At 65.2% G+C, this 20,866-nt stretch carries 18 protein-coding genes; 8 read left to right on the plus strand and 10 right to left on the minus strand.

Annotation, left to right across the window (positions count from 1 at the left end; all coding sequences use genetic code 11):
• Positions 1 to 27 precede the first annotated feature (27 nt).
• Positions 28 to 939, plus strand: a complete 912-nt coding sequence (gene hemF / locus PE058_RS17030) for an oxygen-dependent coproporphyrinogen oxidase (protein ID WP_020085300.1) — start codon at positions 28 to 30, stop codon at positions 937 to 939.
• A gap of 25 nt (positions 940 to 964) precedes the next feature.
• Here hemF and PE058_RS17035 read toward each other — a convergent pair whose 3' ends face one another.
• Positions 965 to 2,128, minus strand: coding sequence for a hypothetical protein (locus PE058_RS17035; RefSeq protein WP_020085299.1), 1,164 nt, complete (start codon positions 2,126 to 2,128; stop codon positions 965 to 967).
• Between the two features lie 545 nt (positions 2,129 to 2,673).
• On the opposite strand from PE058_RS17035, the gene PE058_RS17040 reads away from it, so the two are divergent.
• Genes PE058_RS17040 through PE058_RS17050 form a run of 3 tightly spaced genes read left to right on the plus strand, consistent with a single transcriptional unit; the run spans position 2,674 to position 4,938 of the window.
• On the plus strand, positions 2,674 to 3,372 hold the full coding sequence (locus tag PE058_RS17040; RefSeq protein ID WP_271028944.1) for a CoA pyrophosphatase: 699 nt from the start codon (positions 2,674 to 2,676) through the stop codon (positions 3,370 to 3,372).
• On the plus strand, positions 3,369 to 3,662 hold the full coding sequence (locus tag PE058_RS17045) for a DUF6111 family protein (protein WP_020085297.1): 294 nt from the start codon (positions 3,369 to 3,371) through the stop codon (positions 3,660 to 3,662). Before PE058_RS17040 ends, PE058_RS17045 begins: the two co-directional genes overlap by 4 nt.
• A 7-nt stretch (positions 3,663 to 3,669) precedes the next feature.
• A complete protein-coding gene (locus PE058_RS17050) occupies positions 3,670 to 4,938 on the plus strand; it encodes a CCA tRNA nucleotidyltransferase (protein WP_020085296.1) in 1,269 nt (422 codons plus the stop codon).
• Positions 4,939 to 4,953: 15 nt separating this feature from the next.
• On the opposite strand, the gene PE058_RS17055 is transcribed toward PE058_RS17050, so the two are convergent.
• From PE058_RS17055 to PE058_RS17085, 7 genes are all read right to left on the minus strand, one after another.
• Entirely contained in the window at positions 4,954 to 5,136 is a 183-nt protein-coding gene (locus tag PE058_RS17055; RefSeq protein WP_271028945.1) for a hypothetical protein, read from the minus strand.
• Positions 5,137 to 5,289: 153 nt separating this feature from the next.
• Positions 5,290 to 6,936, minus strand: coding sequence for a chaperonin GroEL (gene groL / locus PE058_RS17060; RefSeq protein ID WP_020085294.1), 1,647 nt, complete (start codon positions 6,934 to 6,936; stop codon positions 5,290 to 5,292).
• Positions 6,937 to 6,972: 36 nt separating this feature from the next.
• Complete coding sequence (groES, locus tag PE058_RS17065; protein WP_020085293.1) at positions 6,973 to 7,287, minus strand: co-chaperone GroES; 315 nt, start codon at positions 7,285 to 7,287, stop codon at positions 6,973 to 6,975.
• A 541-nt stretch (positions 7,288 to 7,828) separates the two neighbouring features.
• The gene (locus PE058_RS17070) at positions 7,829 to 8,140 is read right to left on the minus strand and encodes an H-NS histone family protein (protein ID WP_020085292.1); all 312 of its coding nucleotides are present in this window, start codon (positions 8,138 to 8,140) and stop codon (positions 7,829 to 7,831) included.
• A 262-nt stretch (positions 8,141 to 8,402) separates the two neighbouring features.
• Positions 8,403 to 9,635 (minus strand): ABC transporter permease, encoded by a 1,233-nt coding sequence (locus PE058_RS17075; protein ID WP_020085291.1) that lies wholly within the window; start codon positions 9,633 to 9,635, stop codon positions 8,403 to 8,405.
• On the minus strand, positions 9,632 to 10,420 hold the full coding sequence (locus PE058_RS17080; protein WP_271028946.1) for an ABC transporter ATP-binding protein: 789 nt from the start codon (positions 10,418 to 10,420) through the stop codon (positions 9,632 to 9,634). The genes PE058_RS17075 and PE058_RS17080 overlap by 4 nt, the downstream gene beginning before the upstream one ends.
• Positions 10,417 to 11,898, minus strand: a complete 1,482-nt coding sequence (locus PE058_RS17085) for an efflux RND transporter periplasmic adaptor subunit (protein WP_271028947.1) — start codon at positions 11,896 to 11,898, stop codon at positions 10,417 to 10,419. Before PE058_RS17085 ends, PE058_RS17080 begins: the two co-directional genes overlap by 4 nt.
• A gap of 467 nt (positions 11,899 to 12,365) precedes the next feature.
• Between PE058_RS17085 and PE058_RS17090 the strand changes: the two genes are divergently transcribed.
• Positions 12,366 to 12,956, plus strand: coding sequence for a superoxide dismutase (locus tag PE058_RS17090; RefSeq protein WP_026867925.1), 591 nt, complete (start codon positions 12,366 to 12,368; stop codon positions 12,954 to 12,956).
• A gap of 68 nt (positions 12,957 to 13,024) precedes the next feature.
• Here the strand turns inward: PE058_RS17090 and PE058_RS17095 are convergent, their stop codons facing one another.
• Positions 13,025 to 14,236, minus strand: a complete 1,212-nt coding sequence (locus PE058_RS17095; protein ID WP_271028948.1) for a hypothetical protein — start codon at positions 14,234 to 14,236, stop codon at positions 13,025 to 13,027.
• A gap of 86 nt (positions 14,237 to 14,322) precedes the next feature.
• Positions 14,323 to 15,837 carry a helicase HerA-like domain-containing protein gene (locus PE058_RS17100; RefSeq protein WP_020085287.1) on the minus strand — a complete coding sequence of 505 codons (1,515 nt, stop codon included), beginning with the start codon at positions 15,835 to 15,837 and terminating at the stop codon, positions 14,323 to 14,325.
• A gap of 351 nt (positions 15,838 to 16,188) precedes the next feature.
• Between PE058_RS17100 and PE058_RS17105 the strand changes: the two genes are divergently transcribed.
• Genes PE058_RS17105 through scpA form a run of 3 tightly spaced genes read left to right on the plus strand, consistent with a single transcriptional unit; the run spans position 16,189 to position 20,802 of the window.
• Positions 16,189 to 18,111, plus strand: coding sequence for a methylmalonyl-CoA mutase family protein (locus tag PE058_RS17105; RefSeq protein ID WP_271028949.1), 1,923 nt, complete (start codon positions 16,189 to 16,191; stop codon positions 18,109 to 18,111).
• Positions 18,108 to 18,575 carry a hypothetical protein gene (locus PE058_RS17110; protein ID WP_271028950.1) on the plus strand — a complete coding sequence of 156 codons (468 nt, stop codon included), beginning with the start codon at positions 18,108 to 18,110 and terminating at the stop codon, positions 18,573 to 18,575. Before PE058_RS17105 ends, PE058_RS17110 begins: the two co-directional genes overlap by 4 nt.
• 55 nt (positions 18,576 to 18,630) lie before the next feature.
• A complete protein-coding gene (scpA, locus tag PE058_RS17115; protein WP_271030626.1) occupies positions 18,631 to 20,802 on the plus strand; it encodes a methylmalonyl-CoA mutase in 2,172 nt (723 codons plus the stop codon).
• Positions 20,803 to 20,866: the final 64 nt, after the last annotated feature.

The following is a 20,866-nucleotide window of genomic DNA, read 5'->3' on the forward strand; positions in this document are numbered from 1 at the left end:
TGGGCGCCTCACCAGGAAAAGACAACCATGGCCGAGACGGCAAGCGACATCGAGGCCCGCAAATCGGCAGCCGAGGCTTGGTTTCAGCAGCTCCGCGACGAGATCTGCGCGCGCTTCGAGCAGCTCGAGACAGATCTTCCCGCCACCGCCCAGCTCGGGGGTGAGGCGCCCGGCCGCTTCGTGCAGACGCCGTGGTCGCGCAAGGACCATACCGGGGCGCCGGGCGGGGGCGGCAAAATGAGCGTGCTGAAGGGCCGCGTGTTCGAGAAGGTGGGCGTCCACACCTCAACCGTATTCGGAGAATTCGCGCCGGAGTTCCGCAAGCAAATTCCGGGCACGGAGGAAAACCCGCAGTTCTGGGCGTCCGGGATCTCGCTGATCGCGCATCCCCAGAACCCGAACGTGCCGGCCGTGCACATGAACACCCGCATGGTGGTGACGAGCAAGTGGTGGTTCGGCGGCGGCGCCGACCTGACGCCCGTGCTCGACCGGCGGCGGAAGGAGGACGACGCCGACAGCCTCGCCTTCCACGCCGCCATGTATGGCGCCTGCGCGGCACACGAGGCCATTGCGGACTATGAAAAGCTGCGCAAGTGGTGTGATGAGTACTTCTACCTGCCGCACCGCAAGGAGCCGCGCGGCATCGGCGGCATCTTCTACGACTACCTCACTCCCGAGGAGGACAAAGGCGGATGGGATGCCGCGTTCGCGTTCACACAGGACGTGGGCCGGGCGTTCCAGCGCGTCTATCCGATGCTCGTGCGCGGCAACTATTCGATGCCTTGGACGGAGGCGGACCGCGAGGAGCAGCTCATCCGGCGCGGCCGTTACGTGGAGTACAATCTGCTCTACGACCGCGGGACGGTGTTCGGTCTCAAGACCGGCGGCAACGTGGACAGCATTCTCTCGTCGCTGCCGCCTGTGGTGAAGTGGCCCTAGAAAGAATGTCTAGGGCGGCCCCTCCTCAGCGGCCCGACGCGACCTCACGCGAGACCTGACGGAATGCTTCCGCGAACTCGATAGCACCCGCGTTCGTGAGGTTCTGGTCCATGCGCTTATCCAGCGCGACCAGAAGCTCGGCGCTGGTCTTGTCGCGGACGATGGTGTTGCGGAAGTAGGCGCCGCGCTCGAAGAAATTGGGCGTGGGCGCATTGCGCGCCGCCGGGCGCATCATCTCGAGGCCGGTGCCGGGGCCGGCGAGGTTCATCAGCTCGATCTCGGCGCCCGTGAGCGCTGCGATGCCCGCTTTCTCCGCCATGTCCTTGAGACCGTGCAGCTTCACAACCTGCAACCAGGGGCCGATGTCACCGTCAAGGTTGATGGCATGGATGCCCATGCCCTTGCGCGTGCGCGCGAAGGCGACGTGGGCATCCCAGCGATGGGGCACGGAGCGCGCCGACTTCAGCATTGTAGCGAGCTTGTCGTGCTTCTCGGCTAGCGCGCGGCGGCGGGCGGGATCATAGTTGCGGTCGCTCGCCATCGCCTTCAGGCGGGCGAGGAACTTGGGACCATGCTTCACCAGCTCGTCCGTGGTGTTGGCGACGAGGAGCTGGGCGTAACCGATGGCCGTCGAGATCGGCGTTCCGGTCTTCTTGATGGGATGGATGCCCGAGACCATGTCGGCCGTTCCGAGGCCGCTCGTCTCGAGCGCGTATACGCGCACCACCTGATCGCCCGTGAGGCCGAGCGCGGTCGCCTCACGCGCATAGCGCAGTTTGAACTCCGCCTCGGGAATGCGCTCCGGAGTGAAGGCGTACTCCTCGCGGGCGAAGGCGAGGAACTCGGCGACGCCGGGCTTGGGCTTCGGCGGCTCCTTGTCCTTCTCCTTCTGATCCTGCTCCTGGAACGCGGCCCAGCGCTTGGCGAGCGCCGCAGGCAGCTCCGGGCCGTCGTACTTCGGCGGGAAGGTCTTGACGTAGTCGCGGCTCGTGATCTCCTCGCCGCGGCCCTTCTTGCCGCGCCTCAGAGCGCGCTTGTCCGTCACCTCACGCCAATAGGCATCGCTCTTGAAGTCATGCACGGCCTTGGCCGACAGATAGTCCTCGAACAGCTTGCGGTCTGGGGGAGACAGCGACTTCAGGAAAACTTCCTGGCTGCGCGGCGCAGCGACGGCATCGCCCGGCGCCATGAGGAGCCAAGCTCCCGCGATCGCCAGCAAAGCGGATAGAACGGGGCGCAGACCGCGCGCACACGCAGGACAAAAGGTCGGGGGGCTCATCATCCTCGAAACGCGCATCATCGCGTTGGATTCCTCCGAAAGGGCGCGCGGCGCGCCGAATTGCTGAAGGCGATACTTGCGGACCTCTGCGTCCGGCCCTTCACGCCAGCACATGAACGAAACGCAGCACGCATCGGAGCGTAGGTCTGGTCCCGTGGCCCGGGATCGCGCTCCGTGGCCAATAACGAGGCCGATAGCTCACTAACAAGATCTAGGGCGAACAGGTTTCCAGTTCGAAAATACTCTGGTGGCACCAAAATGGGGCGTTAGCGTGAGAATGCGGCATTTACCTGCACCGCCTCTCACGATACGGCCGGCCGGGAGTTCGAAGCCTTGACCCGAGGGGAGCGTCATGGCCAGCCCCTTGAGGAGACTCATGTTTTGGCTCACGAGCTGCTAGGGTCCAAAGCAATGAATGAGTTGCCGGCCCGACGGCGATCCTGGAATAAACCCCAATGCTTCAATCGACGACCTCCGATTTTCATGTCTTTACGCCCGAAGGTTTCCGGGACCTGACGCAACGGGTGCTGAGCCCGCCTCCGGTGGCCTTTCCCGCGGCGGACGGCACCCTTGGGGAATCGCGGCGCGAACCCAGCGATTTCGACCTCAATCCCGAGCTTCTGCCCGAAGCGGCGGGGCCCGGCGTCGACGCCTTGCAGGCGGCGCGTCCGGCGGCCGTCCTCATTCCGGCGATCGCGCGACCCGAGATCACGCTCCTCTTCACCCAACGCACGGCCCATCTGACGGCGCACGCGGGGCAGATCGCTTTTCCCGGCGGCAAGACCGAACCCTTCGACGTCGATCCGCTGGCAACGGCGCTGCGCGAGGCGCAGGAGGAGATCGGCCTCGATCCTGCGCTGGTCGAGCCTCTGGGGACTCTCGACCGCTATCTCACGGGGACAGGGTTTCGCATCACGCCCGTGATCGCGCTCGTGAGCGCGGAAGCCAAACTACGGCTCGACGAGAACGAGGTTGCCGATACCTTCGAGGTTCCTCTGCCATTCCTGATGAATCCGGGCAATTATCAGCGTCACACACGCACGATCGGCGGCCGCGAGCGGCATTTCTTCGCCGTTCCGTTCGGCGATCGCTTCATCTGGGGCGCGACTGCCGGTATCCTTCGCAACATGCGCGAGAGGCTCTTTGCACAATGATCCGAACGGTTATCGAGAACCTCCTGCTGTTCCTGCTGCCGACCCTGCTCTACGCGGCCTGGGTGCTGTTCTCGCGCTCCAAGGCCGAGACCGGTGACGAAACGGACGGGTCCCGGTCGTTCTCGGGCATTCTCGATGACGCTCCGCTCCTCTGGCTGTTCGCGAGCGGGGCCTTGCTCGTCATCGTCACGCTCGCGATCTTCGGGACGTCCTCGGGCGGCAAGCCCGGCCAGCACTACCAGCCCTCGATCATGAAGGACGGAAAGATCGTCCCGAGCCATATCGAGTGAGCATACGATGAGCAGCGACACGCGTGATCCCGTGCCCCCGAGCCTCGCGGGTGCTCCGTGGCTTTCGAGCGCAGGCACGCGGGCCGTGCTCGGCGCGCTCGAGCAGGGCGGATACGGCGCGCGCGTCGTGGGCGGAGCGATCCGCAACGCGCTGCTCGGGAAGCCCGTGAAGGACGTCGACATCGCCACCACTGCGCTCCCCGACGACGTTATCCGGATCGCGGAAGCGGCCGGGCTCGGCGCCGTGCCGACCGGCTTGGCGCACGGCACTGTCACCGTCATTGCCCACCATCAGCCGATCGAGGTGACGACGCTCCGGCGGGACATCGAGACCTTCGGGCGAAAGGCGCGCGTCACGTTCACCACGGACTGGGCCGAGGACGCGCAGCGGCGCGACTTCACCATCAACGCGCTTTATTGCGACGCGAGCGGCACCGTTCACGATCCGCTTGGCGGATACGAGGACCTGCTCGCACGCCGCGTTCGCTTCATCGGCAATGCCGAGGACCGTATTCGCGAGGATTATCTGCGCATTCTGCGGTTCTTCCGCTTCACGGCCGAATATGCATCGGGCCGGCCCGACGCCGACGGCCTCGCCGCGTCGATCGCGCTCGCGTCCGGTCTCGATCAGCTTTCGGCCGAGCGCATCCGGGCAGAACTGCTTCGGCTGCTCGCGGCACCCCATGCGGTGGAAACTGTTGCCGTGATGGCGGACGCCGGTCTCGTGCAGAAGCTCGTCGGTGCGGAGGGCGACGTGCCGACGTTCGCCAAGCTTTGCGCTATCGAGGCCGGTCTTTCCCGCGACAACGATCCCGTGCTCGGGCTCGCGGCTCTCGCGCATCCGAGGCCGGGGCGAGTGCTTGCAGACTTAGCCGCAAGGCTTCGCCTCTCGAACGCGGAGGCGGACCGGCTCTCGCGGCTCGCTCTCCCTGAACCTGCCTTTCACCCAGACACGGCGGAGCGCGAGGCGCGCGCCTATCTCTACCGGTTCGGTGTCGAGGCTTTTCGCGACGGCGTTCTTCTCGCGTGGGCACGGAGCGGAGCAGCCGCGGACGACTCCGGGTGGCGCGGACGCTTCGTGCTGCCGAACCGATGGCGGGTTCCCACGCTTCCGGTTCGCGGCGCGGACCTGCTGAAGGTGGGACTCTCCGAAGGTCCGGCCATCGGGCGCGTCGTGCGCGCGTTCGAAGACTGGTGGATCTCGGAAGATTTTCCGAAAGACGAGCTTCTGCTTGCGCGTGCGCTTTCCGACCTTGTCAAAGCGAATAGAACGTAGGCCGCAGGCCGCGGACTACTTCGCGCGCGGGCCCTGAAGGCGCAGCATGGCCTGCTCGATCTTGCGCCAGGTCACAGCCTGCTCCGCCGCACCCTGCTCCTCGAAGGTGCGGGCTTTCTGCGCGGCCTCGGCAATGGCCTTCGGGCCCTGCACTTCCATCAGCTTGCGCGCGTGCTCCTCGATCTCGATTGCGAGCATGGTGACCTCCCTTTGCTCGTTTCAGATCTCACTGACTTTGGCATGTGGGGCTCCTGCCCGCGATCGCAAGAGGGCCCAAGAACGTCAAAAGGCCGGAGCGGCGAACCGCTCCGGCCTTCATTCGCATCGCAGCGAGGCGTGAACTTCCTTAAATTAGAAGTCCATACCGCCCATGCCGCCCATTCCGCCGCCGCCCATCGGCATGGCGGGCGCGTCCTTCTTGGGCTTGTCGGCAACCATCGCCTCGGTGGTGATCAGGAGGCCAGCGACAGAGGCCGCGTCCTGAAGCGCGCAACGGACGACCTTGGCCGGGTCGATGACGCCAGCCGACACGAGGTCGACGTACTCACCCGACTGAGCGTTGAAGCCGAAGTTGTACTTCGAGTTCTCGAGGATCTTGCCAACGACGACCGAGCCGTCCTCGCCCGCGTTCTGGAAGATCTGACGGGCCGGAGCCTGAAGAGCGCGGCGCACGATGTTGACGCCGACCTTCTGATCCTCGTCCTCGACCTTGAGCGCGTCGATGGCCTTGATCGAACGGAGCAGGGCCACGCCGCCGCCCGGAACGATGCCTTCCTCGACAGCCGCGCGGGTGGCGTGGAGCGCGTCGTCGACGCGGTCCTTCTTCTCCTTGACCTCGACCTCAGTGGCGCCGCCGACCTTGATGACGGCCACGCCGCCAGCGAGCTTGGCAAGGCGCTCCTGCAGCTTCTCGCGATCATAGTCAGACGAGGTCTCCTCGATCTGAGCCTTGATCTGCTTCACGCGGGCCTCGATGTCGGCCTTCTTGCCCGAGCCGTCGACAATGGTGGTGTTTTCCTTGTCGATCGACACGCGCTTGGCGCGGCCGAGCATGTCGAGCGTCACGGTCTCAAGCTTGATGCCGAGGTCCTCGGAGATCACGGTGCCGCCGGTGAGGATCGCGATGTCCTCGAGCATGGCCTTGCGGCGATCGCCGAAGCCCGGAGCCTTGACGGCCGCGACCTTGAGGCCGCCGCGCAGCTTGTTGACGACGAGCGTGGCAAGCGCCTCGCCCTCGACGTCCTCAGCGATGATGAGGAGCGGCTTGCCGGTCTGAACCACAGCCTCAAGCACGGGCAGCATGGCCTGGAGGCCCGAGAGCTTCTTCTCGTGGATGAGGATGTACGGGCTGTCGAGCTCCGCGATCATCTTGTCGGCGTTGGTGATGAAGTAGGGCGAGAGGTAGCCGCGATCGAACTGCATACCCTCGACGACGTCGAGCTCGGTCTCGAGGCTCTTCGACTCTTCGACGGTGATGACACCCTCGTTGCCGACCTTCTTCATGGCCTCGGCGATCTTGGCGCCGATCTCGGTGTCGCCGTTGGCGGAGATGGTGCCGACCTGGGCGATCTCGTCGTTGGAGGTGACCTTCTTCGCCTTGGCCTTGAGCTCGTCGACGACGGCCTGGACAGCGAGGTCGATGCCGCGCTTCAGGTCCATCGGGTTGGCGCCGGCTGCAACCGACTTGGCGCCTTCCTTGACGATCGCCTGAGCGAGAACGGTGGCGGTGGTGGTGCCGTCGCCAGCGAGATCAGCGGTCTTGGACGCGACCTCGCGCAGCATCTGCGCACCCATGTTCTCGAACTTGTCCTCGAGCTCGATCTCCTTGGCGACCGTCACGCCGTCCTTGGTGATGCGGGGGGCGCCGAAGCTCTTCTCGATCACGACGTTGCGGCCCTTGGGGCCGAGCGTCACCTTCACCGCGTTGGCGAGGATGTCGACACCGCGCAGCATGCGCTCGCGAGCGTCCTGCGAAAACTTTACGTCTTTAGCTGCCATCTTTGGCACTCCGTTAGAAATTTGGGGGGATTTCGATTAAGCAGCCTTCTTGGCCGACGACTTGCCTTCGAGAATGCCGAGGATGTCGCTCTCCTTCATGATGAGGAGATCCTCGCCGTCGATCTTGACCTCGGTGCCGGACCACTTGCCGAACAGAACGCGGTCACCGGGCTTCACCTCGAGGGCAACGATCTTGCCCTGGTCATCGCGGGCGCCAGGGCCGACAGCGACGACTTCGCCCTGCTGGGGCTTTTCCTTGGCCGTGTCGGGAATGATGATGCCGCCAGCGGTCTTGGTGTCCTCTTCGACGCGCTTCACGACAACGCGGTCATGCAAGGGACGGAACTTCATGGGTAAACCCTCATGATACGAAATTGTTGATATTGTGCAGAAATTCCGCGGACGGTCGGGTGTCGCCGCCTGGAAGGTTGCACGCGCCAGCGTCCTGTCAGGGAGGATCGCCCGTTGCGCAGCGCCTATATGAGGACGGGTACTAGCAGTGTCAAGCGGTGAGTGCTAAACGTTCTTTCGAGAGCCCTACCGGCGGTCCCTGCTTCGGCGTTTCCGGCCTGCTCGAGCCGGCAATGCGCGAGCCCTGGGTGGGGTGGATCAGATCCGAAATGGGCGCGGCCGAAGTATGGCCATCTCGCCTTGTCGGCGGAGTAAATAATACCCGCGCTTTTTTATGCTCCAACCCGTCCTTTATTTCGGAGTCCTTGTATCCGCAGCCAGCCCTGCCAAGGGGGTGGCCAATCCGAGAGCAACTCGACGGCTCCGCAATGTTCCTTATGCGTCCAATCGCCGCGACGAGCCGCATTAAAAGCGACGCGCCGCCGACCTTCGAATGAGGTTACGGCGGCGCACGTTAAATCTCTTCTACGACCAAGAAAAATCAGACAGCGAAATCGGTGATTTTCGCACCCTTGCTCAGCTTTGCCACCAGCCAATTCGGCTTGCGGCCACGGCCGGTCCAGGTCTCGGAGCGGTTGTCGGGGTTCATGTACTTAACGGCGACGGCCTTGCCGCGGCCGCGCGCACCGAACAGCTCACCAACAGAAAAGCCCGCATTTTCAGCCAAAGACGCAATCTTGTGCTTCAGCTCGGAGCGCTCACGATCCTTTGCCGCGTTCAGCGCCTTCTGCGCGCGCGCAATGTGATCCGTCAGCTCCTTCACCGACATCTTATCGTAGTTGATGCTTGCCATTAGTTACTCCGTTGATGCGTCGTCCAGGCCGCACAAAGGCTGTTCGATAGGCGCTTTATAGAGCGACAAATTCCGCTACGCATGCGAAATCTGCAAAATGGATAAAAAGCTGTCCTTGATGAAAGGGACGCCCACAAACTTTCGCAACTTGCGCGGGTGAGAAATACGTTGCGACCAAGCAGAGTGTTCTGCCGCATCGCAGTGCCGTTCAGTAAAAGATTTCCGGCGGTTTCGTCAAGGCGAAGAAGAATAGCAAACCGCTCTATTCGCTTCGCAGCGCATCAATCGGATTAAGATGGGCGGCACGCCGCGCCGGAAACAATCCGAAACATATTCCGGTTGCCGCCGCCGCGGCCATGGCGCCGCCGAGCACCGCCGGGGAGACGAGAACCGGCCAATCCGCCACGAAAGCGATGATGGTGGAGGCGGAAACACCAATGGCCACGCCGATCAGCCCTCCCAACAGGCAAAGGGAAACGGCTTCGACCAGAAACTGGAGCAGGATATCCCGCCGGCGGCCTCCGACCGCCATTCTGAGGCCGATCTCGCGCGTGCGCTCCGTCACCGACACCAGCATGATATTCATGATGCCGATACCACCGACGATGAGCGAAATGACGGAGGTGGCGGCCAGCAGGTAGCTCATCGTGGTGAGCACCTCCGTTCTCGCCTTCATGGTTTCGGAGAGATTGCGGACAGAAAAGGTATTCTCGGCGCCACGCGTTGTTTTGCGGCGCTGCCGCAGCAGGTTTTCGATATCCTCCTGCGCGACGGCCAGATCGCTATCGGTGTCGATTTTCACATAGATCTGCCCGACCCTGTCGTTTTGAATCTGGCTCTTTCCGGAAATGCGGGCGCGGGCCGTCGAAATGGGAATGAGAACGATATCGTCCTGGTCGCGACCCATGGCCGATTGACCTTTGGACGTGAGAACGCCGACCACCTCGAAGGGAACGTTCTTGATGCGAACGGCCGCCCCGACCGGGTTCTCGCCGGCGAAGATCTCCTGGGCAACCGTCTTGCCGATGATCGCCACCTTGGCTCCGCTCCTGACGTCGTTCGCCTCGAGCTCGCGGCCGCTTTCCACCGGCCAGTCGCGAATGAAGCCATACTCCGCATGAACGCCGCTGATCGTCGTGGTCCAGTTGGTGTTGCCGCGCACGATAGGGGCGGTTTCGGTGATCTGGCCCGAGACGGCCACGACGCCCGGCACCTTGTCGCGGATGGCCGTCACGTCTCCCTCCGAGAGCGGGATATCGGTGCCGGCGCCCTGGGAGCGCCCGAGCACGCGGCTCGATCCCGGAAAAACCACCAGCATGTTGGTGCCGAGAGCCTTGATCTGGCGGTCCACCTCGCTGGATGCACCGGTGCCGACGGCCACCAGGATGATGACGGACGCCACGCCTATGACGATGCCGAGCGTGGTGAGCACGGAGCGCAGAAGATTGACGCGCAGCGCGTTGACGGCGATCAGCACCGAGTCCCACATGTTCATTGCGGCTGGCCTCCGGCTGGCGGAGGTGCGGCTGCGGTGATCGGCGTCTGCCGAACGTCGTCAATGATGCGGCCATCGCGAAACGTAATGCGCCGCCCGGCCCAGAGCGCGATCTCCGGCTCATGGGTGACAAGAACGACGGTGATGCCTTCGCGGTTCAGCGCCGTGAAGACCTGCATGATCTCTTCCGACGTCTTGGTGTCGAGGGCGCCGGTCGGCTCGTCGGCAAGCAGGATCTTCGGATTGTTTACGATGGCGCGCGCGATGGCGACGCGCTGCTGCTGGCCGCCTGAAAGCTGGCGTGGCGTGTGGTCCATGCGGCTTGCCAGCCCCACCTGCTCCAGCCGGCGGCGCGCCATCTCCTCCATGTTCTCGGGACGGGGGTGCGCGTAGAGAAGCGGCAGCATGACCTGCTTCAGTGCGCTGGTGCGCGGCAGCAAATTGAACTGCTGGAAAACGAAGCCGATCGAGCGGTTCCTGAGATCGGCAAGCTCGTCGGCGGAGAGGCTGCCGATGTCGCGTCCGTCGATCACGAGGTTTCCGGAGGTCGGCACGTCGAGCGCGCCGATGAGGTTCATCATGGTCGACTTGCCGGAGCCGGAGGGCCCCATGATCGCCACGAAATCTCCAGCCGCGATATCGAGCGACACCTTGCCGAGGGCAACGAGGTCCTGCTCTCCCACCCGATAGATCTTGCTCAGGTCGCGGGCCGAGATGAGGGGCGTTGCGGACGAAGTCCCCTCGCGCCCCGGGACCGATGACGGAGATCTTTCGATCACGGTCATGACTTCACGTCCCGGCCACGCAAGATGACGGGCTCGCCTTCCTTGAGATCGCCGCCCAGAACCTCGATGAACTGGTCGTCGGCAATGCCGGTGCGGATGTTGCGCCGCTCGGGCACTCCAGTCTTTCCGAGCACCCATACCGTTGCGAAGCGGGCAGTCTCGCGGCCGTCCTTCCAGCGCTGGAACTTGATGCGCTGATCCTCAGTCATCGTGGGGCCAAGCGCCTGCTCGATGCGCGCGGTCGCCTTCTGGCGGAACACGATCGGATCGCCGGGGCCGGACATGAGGCCGCCGCCCTGGGCGCTGTCGCGCGTCTCCTGGCCGAGCTTGGCGAGTGCGTCCTTGACGGCCGTCTGCTGCTCGTCGGTCAGGCCGACCTCGGTGTTGAGGCGCTCCAGCATGCGGCCGGTGCGGTCTCCGCCGCCCGAACCGCGATTGGCGCCGCGGCCCTGCGTATCGGCACCTGGGATCTTGGGCTTGAAACGAAGCGCATCGTTCGAGACGCGCAGCACGCCATCGCGGGTGGCGGAAATGATCATAACGTTGGCCGTCATGCCGGGAAACAGCTTGCGGCCATCGTTGGCGGCTTCGATGATCACGGTATAGGTGACGACGCTGCTGATTTCGGTGGCGGCTAGGCGCACCTGGGTGACGCGGCCTTCGAACTGCCGATCGGGATAGGCGTCGACGGTGAACGTTGCTGCATTGCCTTCCGCGACGGCACCTACGTCGGCCTCGTTCACCTGGGCCTCGATGCGGATGCGGGAGAGATCCTGGGCGATCTTGAACAGCTCGGGCGCCTGCAGGCTCGCGGCAACCGTCTGGCCGGGATCGACGGTGCGGGAGATCACCGTGCCGTCGATGGGCGAGCGAATCTCCGCACGCTCGAGATCGATGGACGCCTGATCGAGGGCGGCCTTGCGCTGCTGGATGGTTGCGCGTGCGCTCGCGACCTGCGCCTCGGCCACGGCGATGTCCGCCTTCGCGACGTCGCGGTCACGCAACGCCGTCTCGTAGGTCAGCTGGGGCGACAGGCGCTTCTCGGCCAAGGCCTCCTGGCGCGCGACGTTCGTTTCCGCAGCCTGCAACACGGCCTTGGATTTCTGCATCGCCGCTTCCTGGTTCGCAAGCGCGGCCTCTGCGGCGGCGAGGTCTGCCTTGGCCTGCTCGACCTTCGCCGCGAACGTCTTGGAATCGAGCGTTGCCAGGATGTCGCCCGGCTTAACCTCGCTATTGAAATCGACCCGGACGTCGTCGACCTGCCCGGAGAGCTGCGAGCCGACGCTCACGGTCACGAGGGCGCGCACGGGACCGGAGGTGGAGACGATCTTGCGGATCTGTCCCTTGGAGGCAGGCACCGTATCGTAGACGATATTGCCGGCGGTGCGCGTGTTGAGGCCCAGCATCCATACAACGGCAAGACCGAGCGCGGCCACGGGGACCGCAAGGGTGAACAGGGAGCTGAAAGGTCTTTTCATCGCTTTGGCCGGTCCGACTGATATATGTGCCACTAGTCCTAGTGGAAGACGGACTGGGACGAAACTTCCGTCGCGCCCGCGGGGCTTTCTGCCGCTTTGCAGCCGCCGGGCCCAAAATCGCCACAACAATGAACCGCAGGTGAATGCGCCATTCAGAACCGGTTCAGCGGACGGGGGCTAACGTGCCCTTACCCTGAGATCCTATCTTCCCCGGCGTGATCCACGGGGGTGCACCGTTCAGGGTCGGTGCACCCCTATCTTTTTGGGCCCAACAGGGGCCTTCCGGTCCGCCGACCGTATTCTCCATGACAAAGCTTGAATGGAACCTCCTGAGCCGGTAGGCATTGGGCGAACTGAACGCCGCCAAAGGCTGGTCCGCTCCTTCTTCCCTGAATGGCGTGCCGGCCCCACGTCCTTACTTAATGTCGTGCTCCTTTTCGGACGCGCCCTAGACGGAGTATCCCGCCGTGACTTTCAAGCTCCCCGAACTTCCCTACGCGTATGATGCCCTGGCCCCCTATATGTCGGCCGAGACGCTGCAGTTCCATCACGACAAGCATCATCAGGCCTACGTGGACAACGGCAACAAGCTGATCGTCGGGTCGGGCCTTGAGGGCAAGTCGATCGAGGAGATCTGCAAGGCCGCTTATGACGGCAAGAACCAGCCGCTCGTGAACAACATTGGCCAGCACTACAATCACATCCACTTCTGGAAGTGGATGAAGAAGGGCGGCGGCGGCAACAAGCTTCCGGGCTCGATCCAGAAGCTGGTGGACGGCTACGGCGGCTTCGACAAGGTGCGCGCCGACTTCATCAACGCCGGCGTGACGCAGTTCGGCTCGGGCTGGGCCTGGCTCGCCATCAAGGATGGCAAGCTCGAAGTGACCAAGACGCCCAACGGCGAGAACCCGCTGATGCACGGCGCGCAGCCGATCCTCGGCGTCGACGTGTGGGAGCACAGCTATTACATCGACTATCGCAACGCGCGCCCGAAGTATCTCGAGGCCTGGTTCGACAATCTCGTCAACTGGGAGCACGTGGAAGAGCTAGCCGGCTAACGCGCAGGGCCGCTTCCTTCGTTCTGAAGCGCGGGACCCGAAAGGGCCCGCGCTTTTTCTTTGTCCGCTCAGCGGCGATGCCAGCCAGCAAGCGCGGAGACGAGGCTCTCACCTTGCGGAACCCGGATTTCGATCCCGAAGCGGCGATCCGGCAGCGCCACGGGCGCCGGAACGCCGTGATGATCGCGCAGGAGCGCCGAGATCCTCACCACGAGCTCATAAGGGCCGGCCGCGCGCGGCGTGACGAGCCACGCCCAGCGCCCAAAGGTCGCCGGATCACGAACGGACTGCGCGTATCTCGTACTGACGAATTGGGTGCGCTCGGACTGGCGCTCGATCTCGAACGCGTCCGCATTGCCGTAGAGGCTGACCGACAAGGTCTCAACGCTCTGGCGGTCCTCGCCAGCGATGCCGCCGTGCCCGACCTCCGCCTGCATGAGGCCCGCGAGAATGTCTCGCCCCAGCGTCAGCTCGACCGTCGTGGGCACGCCCAGCCACATGGCCTCGGGGATATGGTAAACGAGCAGGCCGTTGTCGACCGCCTTCGCCAGATCCTCGGCCGTGACGACCGGAGCGGTGGGGCGATCCTGCGGCGCACGCGCGACAGGACGCTGCGGGGGAGCCGGATCGCGGACGCGCGGAGGCTCCGGCGCGAAATCTCGCCGCGGCACGACGGAGGCAAGATCCGCCTCGACCTCCGGCAGATCGAACAGAGGCCGGGCGCGCCGGGCCATGGCGGGCTCGACGATGGGCTTTGCGGCATAGCGATCGGAAGAGCCGCCGGCAGCGGTACGATCCGGCGCCTTCGGGAGAGGCGGCGGACGGGCGGAGGTACGCGGCTGCTCGGGCGCGTGCTGCGCGGGGGCGGCGGAGCGCCTTATCTGCTCGCGCTCGGCCATGTCGCGCAGAGACGAGGCCGCCGTGCTCAGCCGCGCGACAAGGCGCGCGATGCCATCGACATCGCGCGGGGCCAGCATATTGAGCTTGCGGAACATGAGCGGCAGCCGCGACGTCTCCAGATCGTCCGCGCGGACGGGGATCAGGAGATTGAGAGGCAGCGTCTCACGCGCAATTTCCGCCAGGCCGTTGCTCTGGGCGGAGGTTTCCGTCCAGACGACGATCACGGCCTCGAACTGCCTGAGACGCGAGGCGCGCTCCGGGCGCAGCGTGTCAGGCTCGCCATCGAACGAGACGAAGTGACCGCGCCCCATGAGCGCGGCTCCCAGGTCTCTGGCGACGCTTCCGTCTTTTGGCACATGACAGATGAGGATACGTGCCATGTCTGTTTCCTCGAGCCTCGCAGCTTAAACGGCGTCTCGACGCCCTTGCTACGCAACCCACTCTCCTCGCTCGCGCAGCCTCTGTCTCAGCGGCTGCGGCCCGTAATCGACTTCACGATGATGTTCTTGATCGTGGTGGCGATGGTCCGCGATATTGAGCGCTGAAGATCCCGCCCGATCATCTCGCCCATGCCCTGACGCGGACGGCCCTTGCCGGTGCCGCCCGATCCGCTCGCGCCGCCGCCACCGAAGATGATGTCACCCCATCCTCCGCCGCTGCCGGCGCCGGCTTCCTCGGCCGTCTTGTCGGCGCGCTTGGTGAGGATCTCGTGCGCGCTCTCGCGATCGATCGCCTCCTCGTACTTGCCGTAGACTGGGCTGTACTCGACGACGCTCAGCCGCTCGTCGGCGGAGACGGGGCCGACGCGGCCTTCGGGCGGACGGATCAGCGTGCGCTGGACGATGGAGGGCTCACCCTTGTTTTCGAGTGTCGAGACCAGCGCCTCGCCGACCTTAAGCTCAAGGATCACGCGCTCGGTGTCGAGGGCAGGGTTCTTGCGGAAGGTTTCGGCGGCTGCCCTCACCGCCTTCTGCTCCTGGGGCGTGAACGCGCGCAGTGCGTGCTGGACGCGGTTGCCGAGCTGGGCCGAAACCGAGTTCGGCACGTCGAGCGGGTTCTGGGTGATGAAATAGACGCCGACGCCCTTGGAACGAATGAGTCGCGCAATCTGCTCGATACGTTCGAGCAATGCCTTCGGCGCCTCGTTGAACAGCAGATGCGCCTCGTCGAAGAAGAAGACGAGCTTGGGCTTGGGCAGGTCGCCCGCCTCGGGCAGCGTCTGCCACAGCTTGGTCAGCATCCAGAGCAGGAACGTGGTGTAGAGGCGCGGCTTCTCCATCAGCTTGTCGGCCGCGAGAATGCTCACGACGCCGCGACCGTCGGGCGCGACGCGCATGAAATCCTTGATGTCGAGCGAGGGCTCGCCGAAGAACTGGTCGGCGCCCTGCTCCTCCAGCACCAGCAGGCGGCGCTGGATGGCGCCGACGGAGGTCGTCGCCACGTTGCCGTATTTCTGAACCAGCTCCTTCGAGCGCTCGGCGACATTCGAGATGATGGCGCGGAGATCCTTGAGGTCGAGGATCGGGATCTTCTCGTCGGCGGCCACGCGGAAGGCGATGTTGAGCACGCCTTCCTGCACCTCGTTGAGCTCCAGCATGCGCGACAGCAGGAGCGGACCCATGTCCAGCACGGTGGCGCGGATCGGATGGCCTTCCTTGCCGAACACGTCCCAGAAGATGGTGGGGTAGGCGCGCTGCTTCCAGTCGCCGTCGAGGCCCACCTCGGCTGCGCGCTTGACCAGGAAGTCCTTGGGCTCGCCGACGGCGGCCAAGCCCGAGAGGTCGCCTTTGATGTCGGCCGCAAAAACGGGAACGCCGGCGGCGGAAAACCCTTCCGCCAGAACCTGCAACGTTACCGTTTTACCGGTGCCGGTGGCGCCCGTGATGAGGCCGTGGCGGTTTGCGAAGCGCAACTCGAGGTATTCGGGCTTCGTGCTCTTGCCGATAAAAATCTTTCCGTCCGCAAGCACCGACTGGCTCATCCCGCTCTCCGAATTGACATCCGCGACCGGCGCAAACCCAACTTCAGCCAGAACGCCGGTCGGCCGACTCGGGTCCCTCTGCACCTTTGGCCCTCTTTGCATGGCTCTGGTCTCATTGCAAATTCAGTTGCATGAGCCTCCTCGTCAAGCTGGGGAAATTCCGTTGGCGCGGTTGCTCCGGGCACCGCAAGATCGCTAATTCAGGCGCGCCGAACCGTCGCGGTTTCGTCACAAAAACCGCTTTCTGCGTGCGCGCGCGAACGCTTTTCCCTATAGAAATCACGCAAGGAAGAGACCCCACCGCGGTGCTTCAGAAAAAACCCGCCCGATCAACGGAGGACCGAAATCCACATGACGGCCGCTAACCCTGCCCAGGGCGTTTCTGCAACACCCCTTGCGTCAGATTTCGAAGCAGCAACCCGCGAGCAGTGGCTGGCCCTCGTCGATAAGGCGATCAAGGGCGCCGATTTCGAGAAGAAGCTCGTAACGCGCACCGCCGACGGGATCAGGGTGGAGCCCATCTACGTGCGCAGCAACGGCGTTCCCGAGCTGCAGGCGGCGATCCCCGGCCAGGCGCCTTTCACACGCGGCGCGGCCTCCACCGTTCGCGGCCTCGGCTGGGAAATCCGCCAGCGGATCAGTGCGCTGGATCCCGCACGCGCCAACACGCAGATCCTCGCCGAGCTCGAAGGCGGCAGCAACGGCATCCTGGTCGACGTCGAAGCCCCCGGGCAGACGGGCTGCCGCATCAAGAGCGCGGCCGACATGACGACTCTCCTCTCGGGGATGCGCCTCGATCTCGCGCCGGTGGAGCTCAACGCCGGGCTCGGGGCTCCCGATGCCGCCCGCCATCTGCTCGCATCGCTCTCCGGCCTCGGCATCCCTGCGCAATCGGCGCAGGTGCTTTTCGGTCTCGATCCGATTGGCTCGCTCGCCCGCTGGGGCGCGCTGCCCGTTTCCCTGGAGCAGGCGCTCGCCGATGCGATCGCGCTCGCGCGCGAAGCTGCCGCAAAGGCGCCGCTGTCGCGCACCGTGCGCGTGGACGCCACGATCTACCATGAAGCCGGGGCGACCGAGGCTTACGAACTCGCCGCGCTCGGCGCGACGCTCATCGCCTATCTCCGGGCGTTCGAGGCTGCCGGCGTTTCGCCGTCCGATGCGCTCAAGCAAATCTCGTTCGCCGTCTCCGCCGATACCGACCTCTTCGCCACCGTCGCGAAGCTGCGCGCCGCGCGCCGCCTCATCTGGCGCATCGCGGACGCCTCGGGCGCAGGCGACGCGGCTGCCAACCTGCACATCGCGGCGCGCGCCTCGTTCCGCGTGATGGCGCAGCGCGATCCGTGGACCAACATGCTGCGCTCGACGCTCTGCTGCGCGGGCGCGGTGCTTGGCGGCGCGGACGCAATCACGGTTCTGCCGTTCACCGCCGCGCTCGGCGAAGCAGACGATTTCGCGCGGCGCTGCGCCCGCAATATCCAGATCGTGCTGCAGGAAGAGTCGTGGCTCGGCCGCGTGCTCGATCCGATGGGCGGCTCCTGGTACATCGAATCCCTCACGGACGAGGTGGCCAAGACGGCGTGGGGCCTGCTGCAGGAGATCGAGAGCAAGGGCGGTATCCTCGCCGCGCTCGAGCAGGGCTTTGTGCAGGACAAGATCGCGGCCGATGCCTCGGCGCGTGCCAAGGCAATCGCGACGGGCCGCTCCGATCTCACGGGCGTCTCGGCGTTCCCGCTGCTGGGCGACGACGGCGTGACCGTTGCGCCGCGCGAGGCGGCTTCGCCCGTCACGTGGAAGCAGGCCGTGCGCCCCCTCGCACCGCACCGCCTGGCTGAGCCGTTCGAGGCGCTGCGCGATGCCGCCGATGCCTACACCAAGCGCTCCGGCAAGACGCCGGTCGTGTTCCTGGCGAGCCTCGGCCAGGTGATCGACCACACGGCGCGCTCGACGTGGATCAAGAACTACCTGGCCGCGGGCGGTATCTCCGTTCTGACGACCGATGGCTATGCCTCGGCCGAGGAAGCCGCCAAGGCCTTCGCCGCCTCCGGCGCAACGACGGCCTGCATCTGCTCCTCCGACGCCCTCTACGCCGAGCACGCGGAGGCGACCGCCAAGGCGCTCAAGACCGCCGGGGCAAAGCTCGTGCTGATGGCCGGGCGGCCGGGCGACAAGGAAGCAGCGCTCAAGGCTGCGGGCGTCGACCAGTTCCTGTTCTCTGGCGCGGACGCCGTGCAGACCCTCACCGGCCTTCAGCAGAAGCTCGGCGTCACGTCATGAGCAGTCTCGAGGCAACGACGGCGCGGACATCCGGCGGCCGAGCGAAAGAAGGCGCGCTTCAGCGTCTCGCCGCGGCGGCCGTGGCCTCGCTCGCGGCTGGCGCGACCGGCCTCCTGCTCGTGTTCGGGCAGGGACTGTTCGAGCTTCCCGGGCTGATCCCCGCCGGGCTCGCCTATGCGCTCTTGCCCGGGATCCCGGCCCTGCTCGCAGGGCGCCGCCTGCTCGGCGGGCGCCGCGGCCCAACCGGCTACGTTGTCCTCGGGGCGCTCGCCGCTGTCCTGTGGTTTGTGCCCTTCATGGGCGTTTTCGCGCCCTCCGACCCCGCTCTCGTCGCGGTGGCAATTGCCAGCATGAGCGTTTACCACGCGCTTTCGGGCGCGGCCGGCGGACTGGCGTTCTGGCTATTGGCCGGACGCGGCGCTCCTCTCGGCGAAACCCGAGGTTCAATCCTGCCGCCGACTTGATTAGACTTGTCGTCGCCCATTGCCCTACTGAGCCCAGCAAGAGATGGCTAAAGGTATGACCACCATTCCGGATTTCACCAAGATCGCGCTCGAAGGCACCCGCACGGCGGCTGGCCCGGCTGAAGCCGCCGGCGAAGGCGAGGTGTTCACGACGCCGGAAGGCATTCCGGTCAAGCAGGTCTATACCGAGGGCGACACGGCCGGACTCGACTTCCTCGACACCTGGCCCGGCATCGCGCCGTTCGTGCGCGGCCCCTACCCCACCATGTACGTCACCCAGCCGTGGACCATTCGCCAGTACGCGGGCTTCTCGACGGCCGAGGATTCGAACGCGTTCTACCGGCGCAACATCGCGGCCGGACAGAAGGGCCTGTCGGTCGCCTTCGATCTCGCGACGCACCGCGGCTACGATTCCGACCATCCCCGCGTGCGCGGCGACGTAGGCATGGCGGGCGTCGCCATCGACAGCATCTACGACATGCGCACGCTGTTCGACGGCATCCCGCTCTCGGAGATGACCGTCTCCATGACCATGAACGGCGCCGTGCTGCCGGTGCTGGCGCTTTTCATCGTGGCGGGCGAGGAGCAGGGCGTGCCCGCCTCTAAGCTCGCGGGCACCATCCAGAACGACATCCTCAAAGAGTTCATGGTGCGCAACACCTACATCTATCCGCCCGAGCCTTCGATGCGGATCGTGTCGGACATCTTCGCCTACACCTCGGCCAATATGCCGAAGTTCAACTCGATCTCGATCTCCGGCTATCACATGCAGGAAGCGGGCGCGACGGCGGACCTCGAGCTCGGCTACACCATCGCGGACGGCATCGAGTATGCGCGCGCGGGCGTTGCAGGCGGCCTCGACATCGACAAGTTCGCGCCGCGCCTTTCGTTCTTCTGGGCGATCGGCATGAACTACTTCATGGAGATCGCCAAGATGCGGGCCGCGCGTCTGCTCTGGGCGGAACTGATCAAGAAGGAGTTCGCGCCCAAGGATCAGCGCTCGCTTTCGCTCAGGACGCACTGCCAGACCTCTGGCTGGAGCCTGACCGCGCAGGACATCTTCAACAACGCGACGCGCACCTGCATCGAGGCCATGGCGGCGACGCAAGGCCACACGCAGTCGCTGCACACCAATGGCATCGACGAGGCGATCGCGCTGCCGACTGACTTCTCGGCGCGCATTGCCCGCAACACGCAGCTTCTCATCCAGCAGGAGAGCGGCACCACGCGGCCGATCGATCCGTGGGGCGGCAGCCACTTCATCGAGCGCCTCACCTACGAGCTGGCGCTCAAGGCCAAGAAGCACATCGACGAGGTGGAGAAGCTCGGCGGAATGGCGAAGGCCATCGCGGCCGGCATTCCGAAGATCCGCATCGAGGAAGCGGCCGCCCGCACGCAGGCACGCATCGACAGCGGCAAGCAGACGATCGTCGGCGTCAACAAGCTGCTGACGACGGAAGACCTCAAGATCAACCTGCTCAAGGTCGACAACAACTCCGTGCGCGAGCAGCAGATCGCCAAGCTCAAGCGGCTGCGCGGCGAGCGCAACGAAGCCGAGGCGCAGGCGGCGCTGCAGGCGCTGACCAACGGCGCGGCAGGCAACGCGAACCTGCTCGACCTCTGCGTGAAGGCGGCGCGCGCCAAGGCGAGCGTCGGCGAGATGTCGGAAGCGATGGAGAAGGTGTTCACCCGGCATCGCGCAGAGGTTCGCGCCATCTCGGGCGTTTACAGATCGGAGGCGGGAGCCATGAACGACGATGTCGGCTCGGTGATCCAGATGGCGGCGGCATTCGAGAAGCTCGACGGGCGGCGCCCGCGCATTCTCATAGCCAAGATGGGCCAGGACGGCCACGACCGCGGCCAGAAGGTGATCGCCTCGGCGTTCGCCGATCTCGGCTTCGACGTCGATATCGGGCCGCTGTTCGCAACGCCCGACGAAGCCGCGCGCCAGGCCGTCGAGAACGACGTGCACGTGATCGGCGTCTCGACCATGACGGCGGGCCATCTGACGCTCGTGCCTGAGCTCAAGCGCGCCCTCGCCAAGGATGGACGCGAGGACATCATGGTGGTGGTGGGCGGCGTGATCCCGCCGCACGACTACGAAGAGCTTTATGCGGCGGGCGCGGAAGCCATCTTCGGCCCGGGCACCAACATCCCGAAGGCCGCCGCCGACCTCATCAACAAGCTCAACGAGAAGTACGGGTACACGAAGGCCGCGGCGGAGTAATCACCCTGCAGACCAGTCGCTGCCGCATAGTCCGGCAGCGGCGTCCTCATGATCGGCCGGCTGC

The sequence above is a fragment of the Hyphomicrobium sp. DMF-1 genome, assembly GCF_027886585.1.
Classification (GTDB): domain Bacteria; phylum Pseudomonadota; class Alphaproteobacteria; order Rhizobiales; family Hyphomicrobiaceae; genus Hyphomicrobium_C; species Hyphomicrobium_C zavarzinii.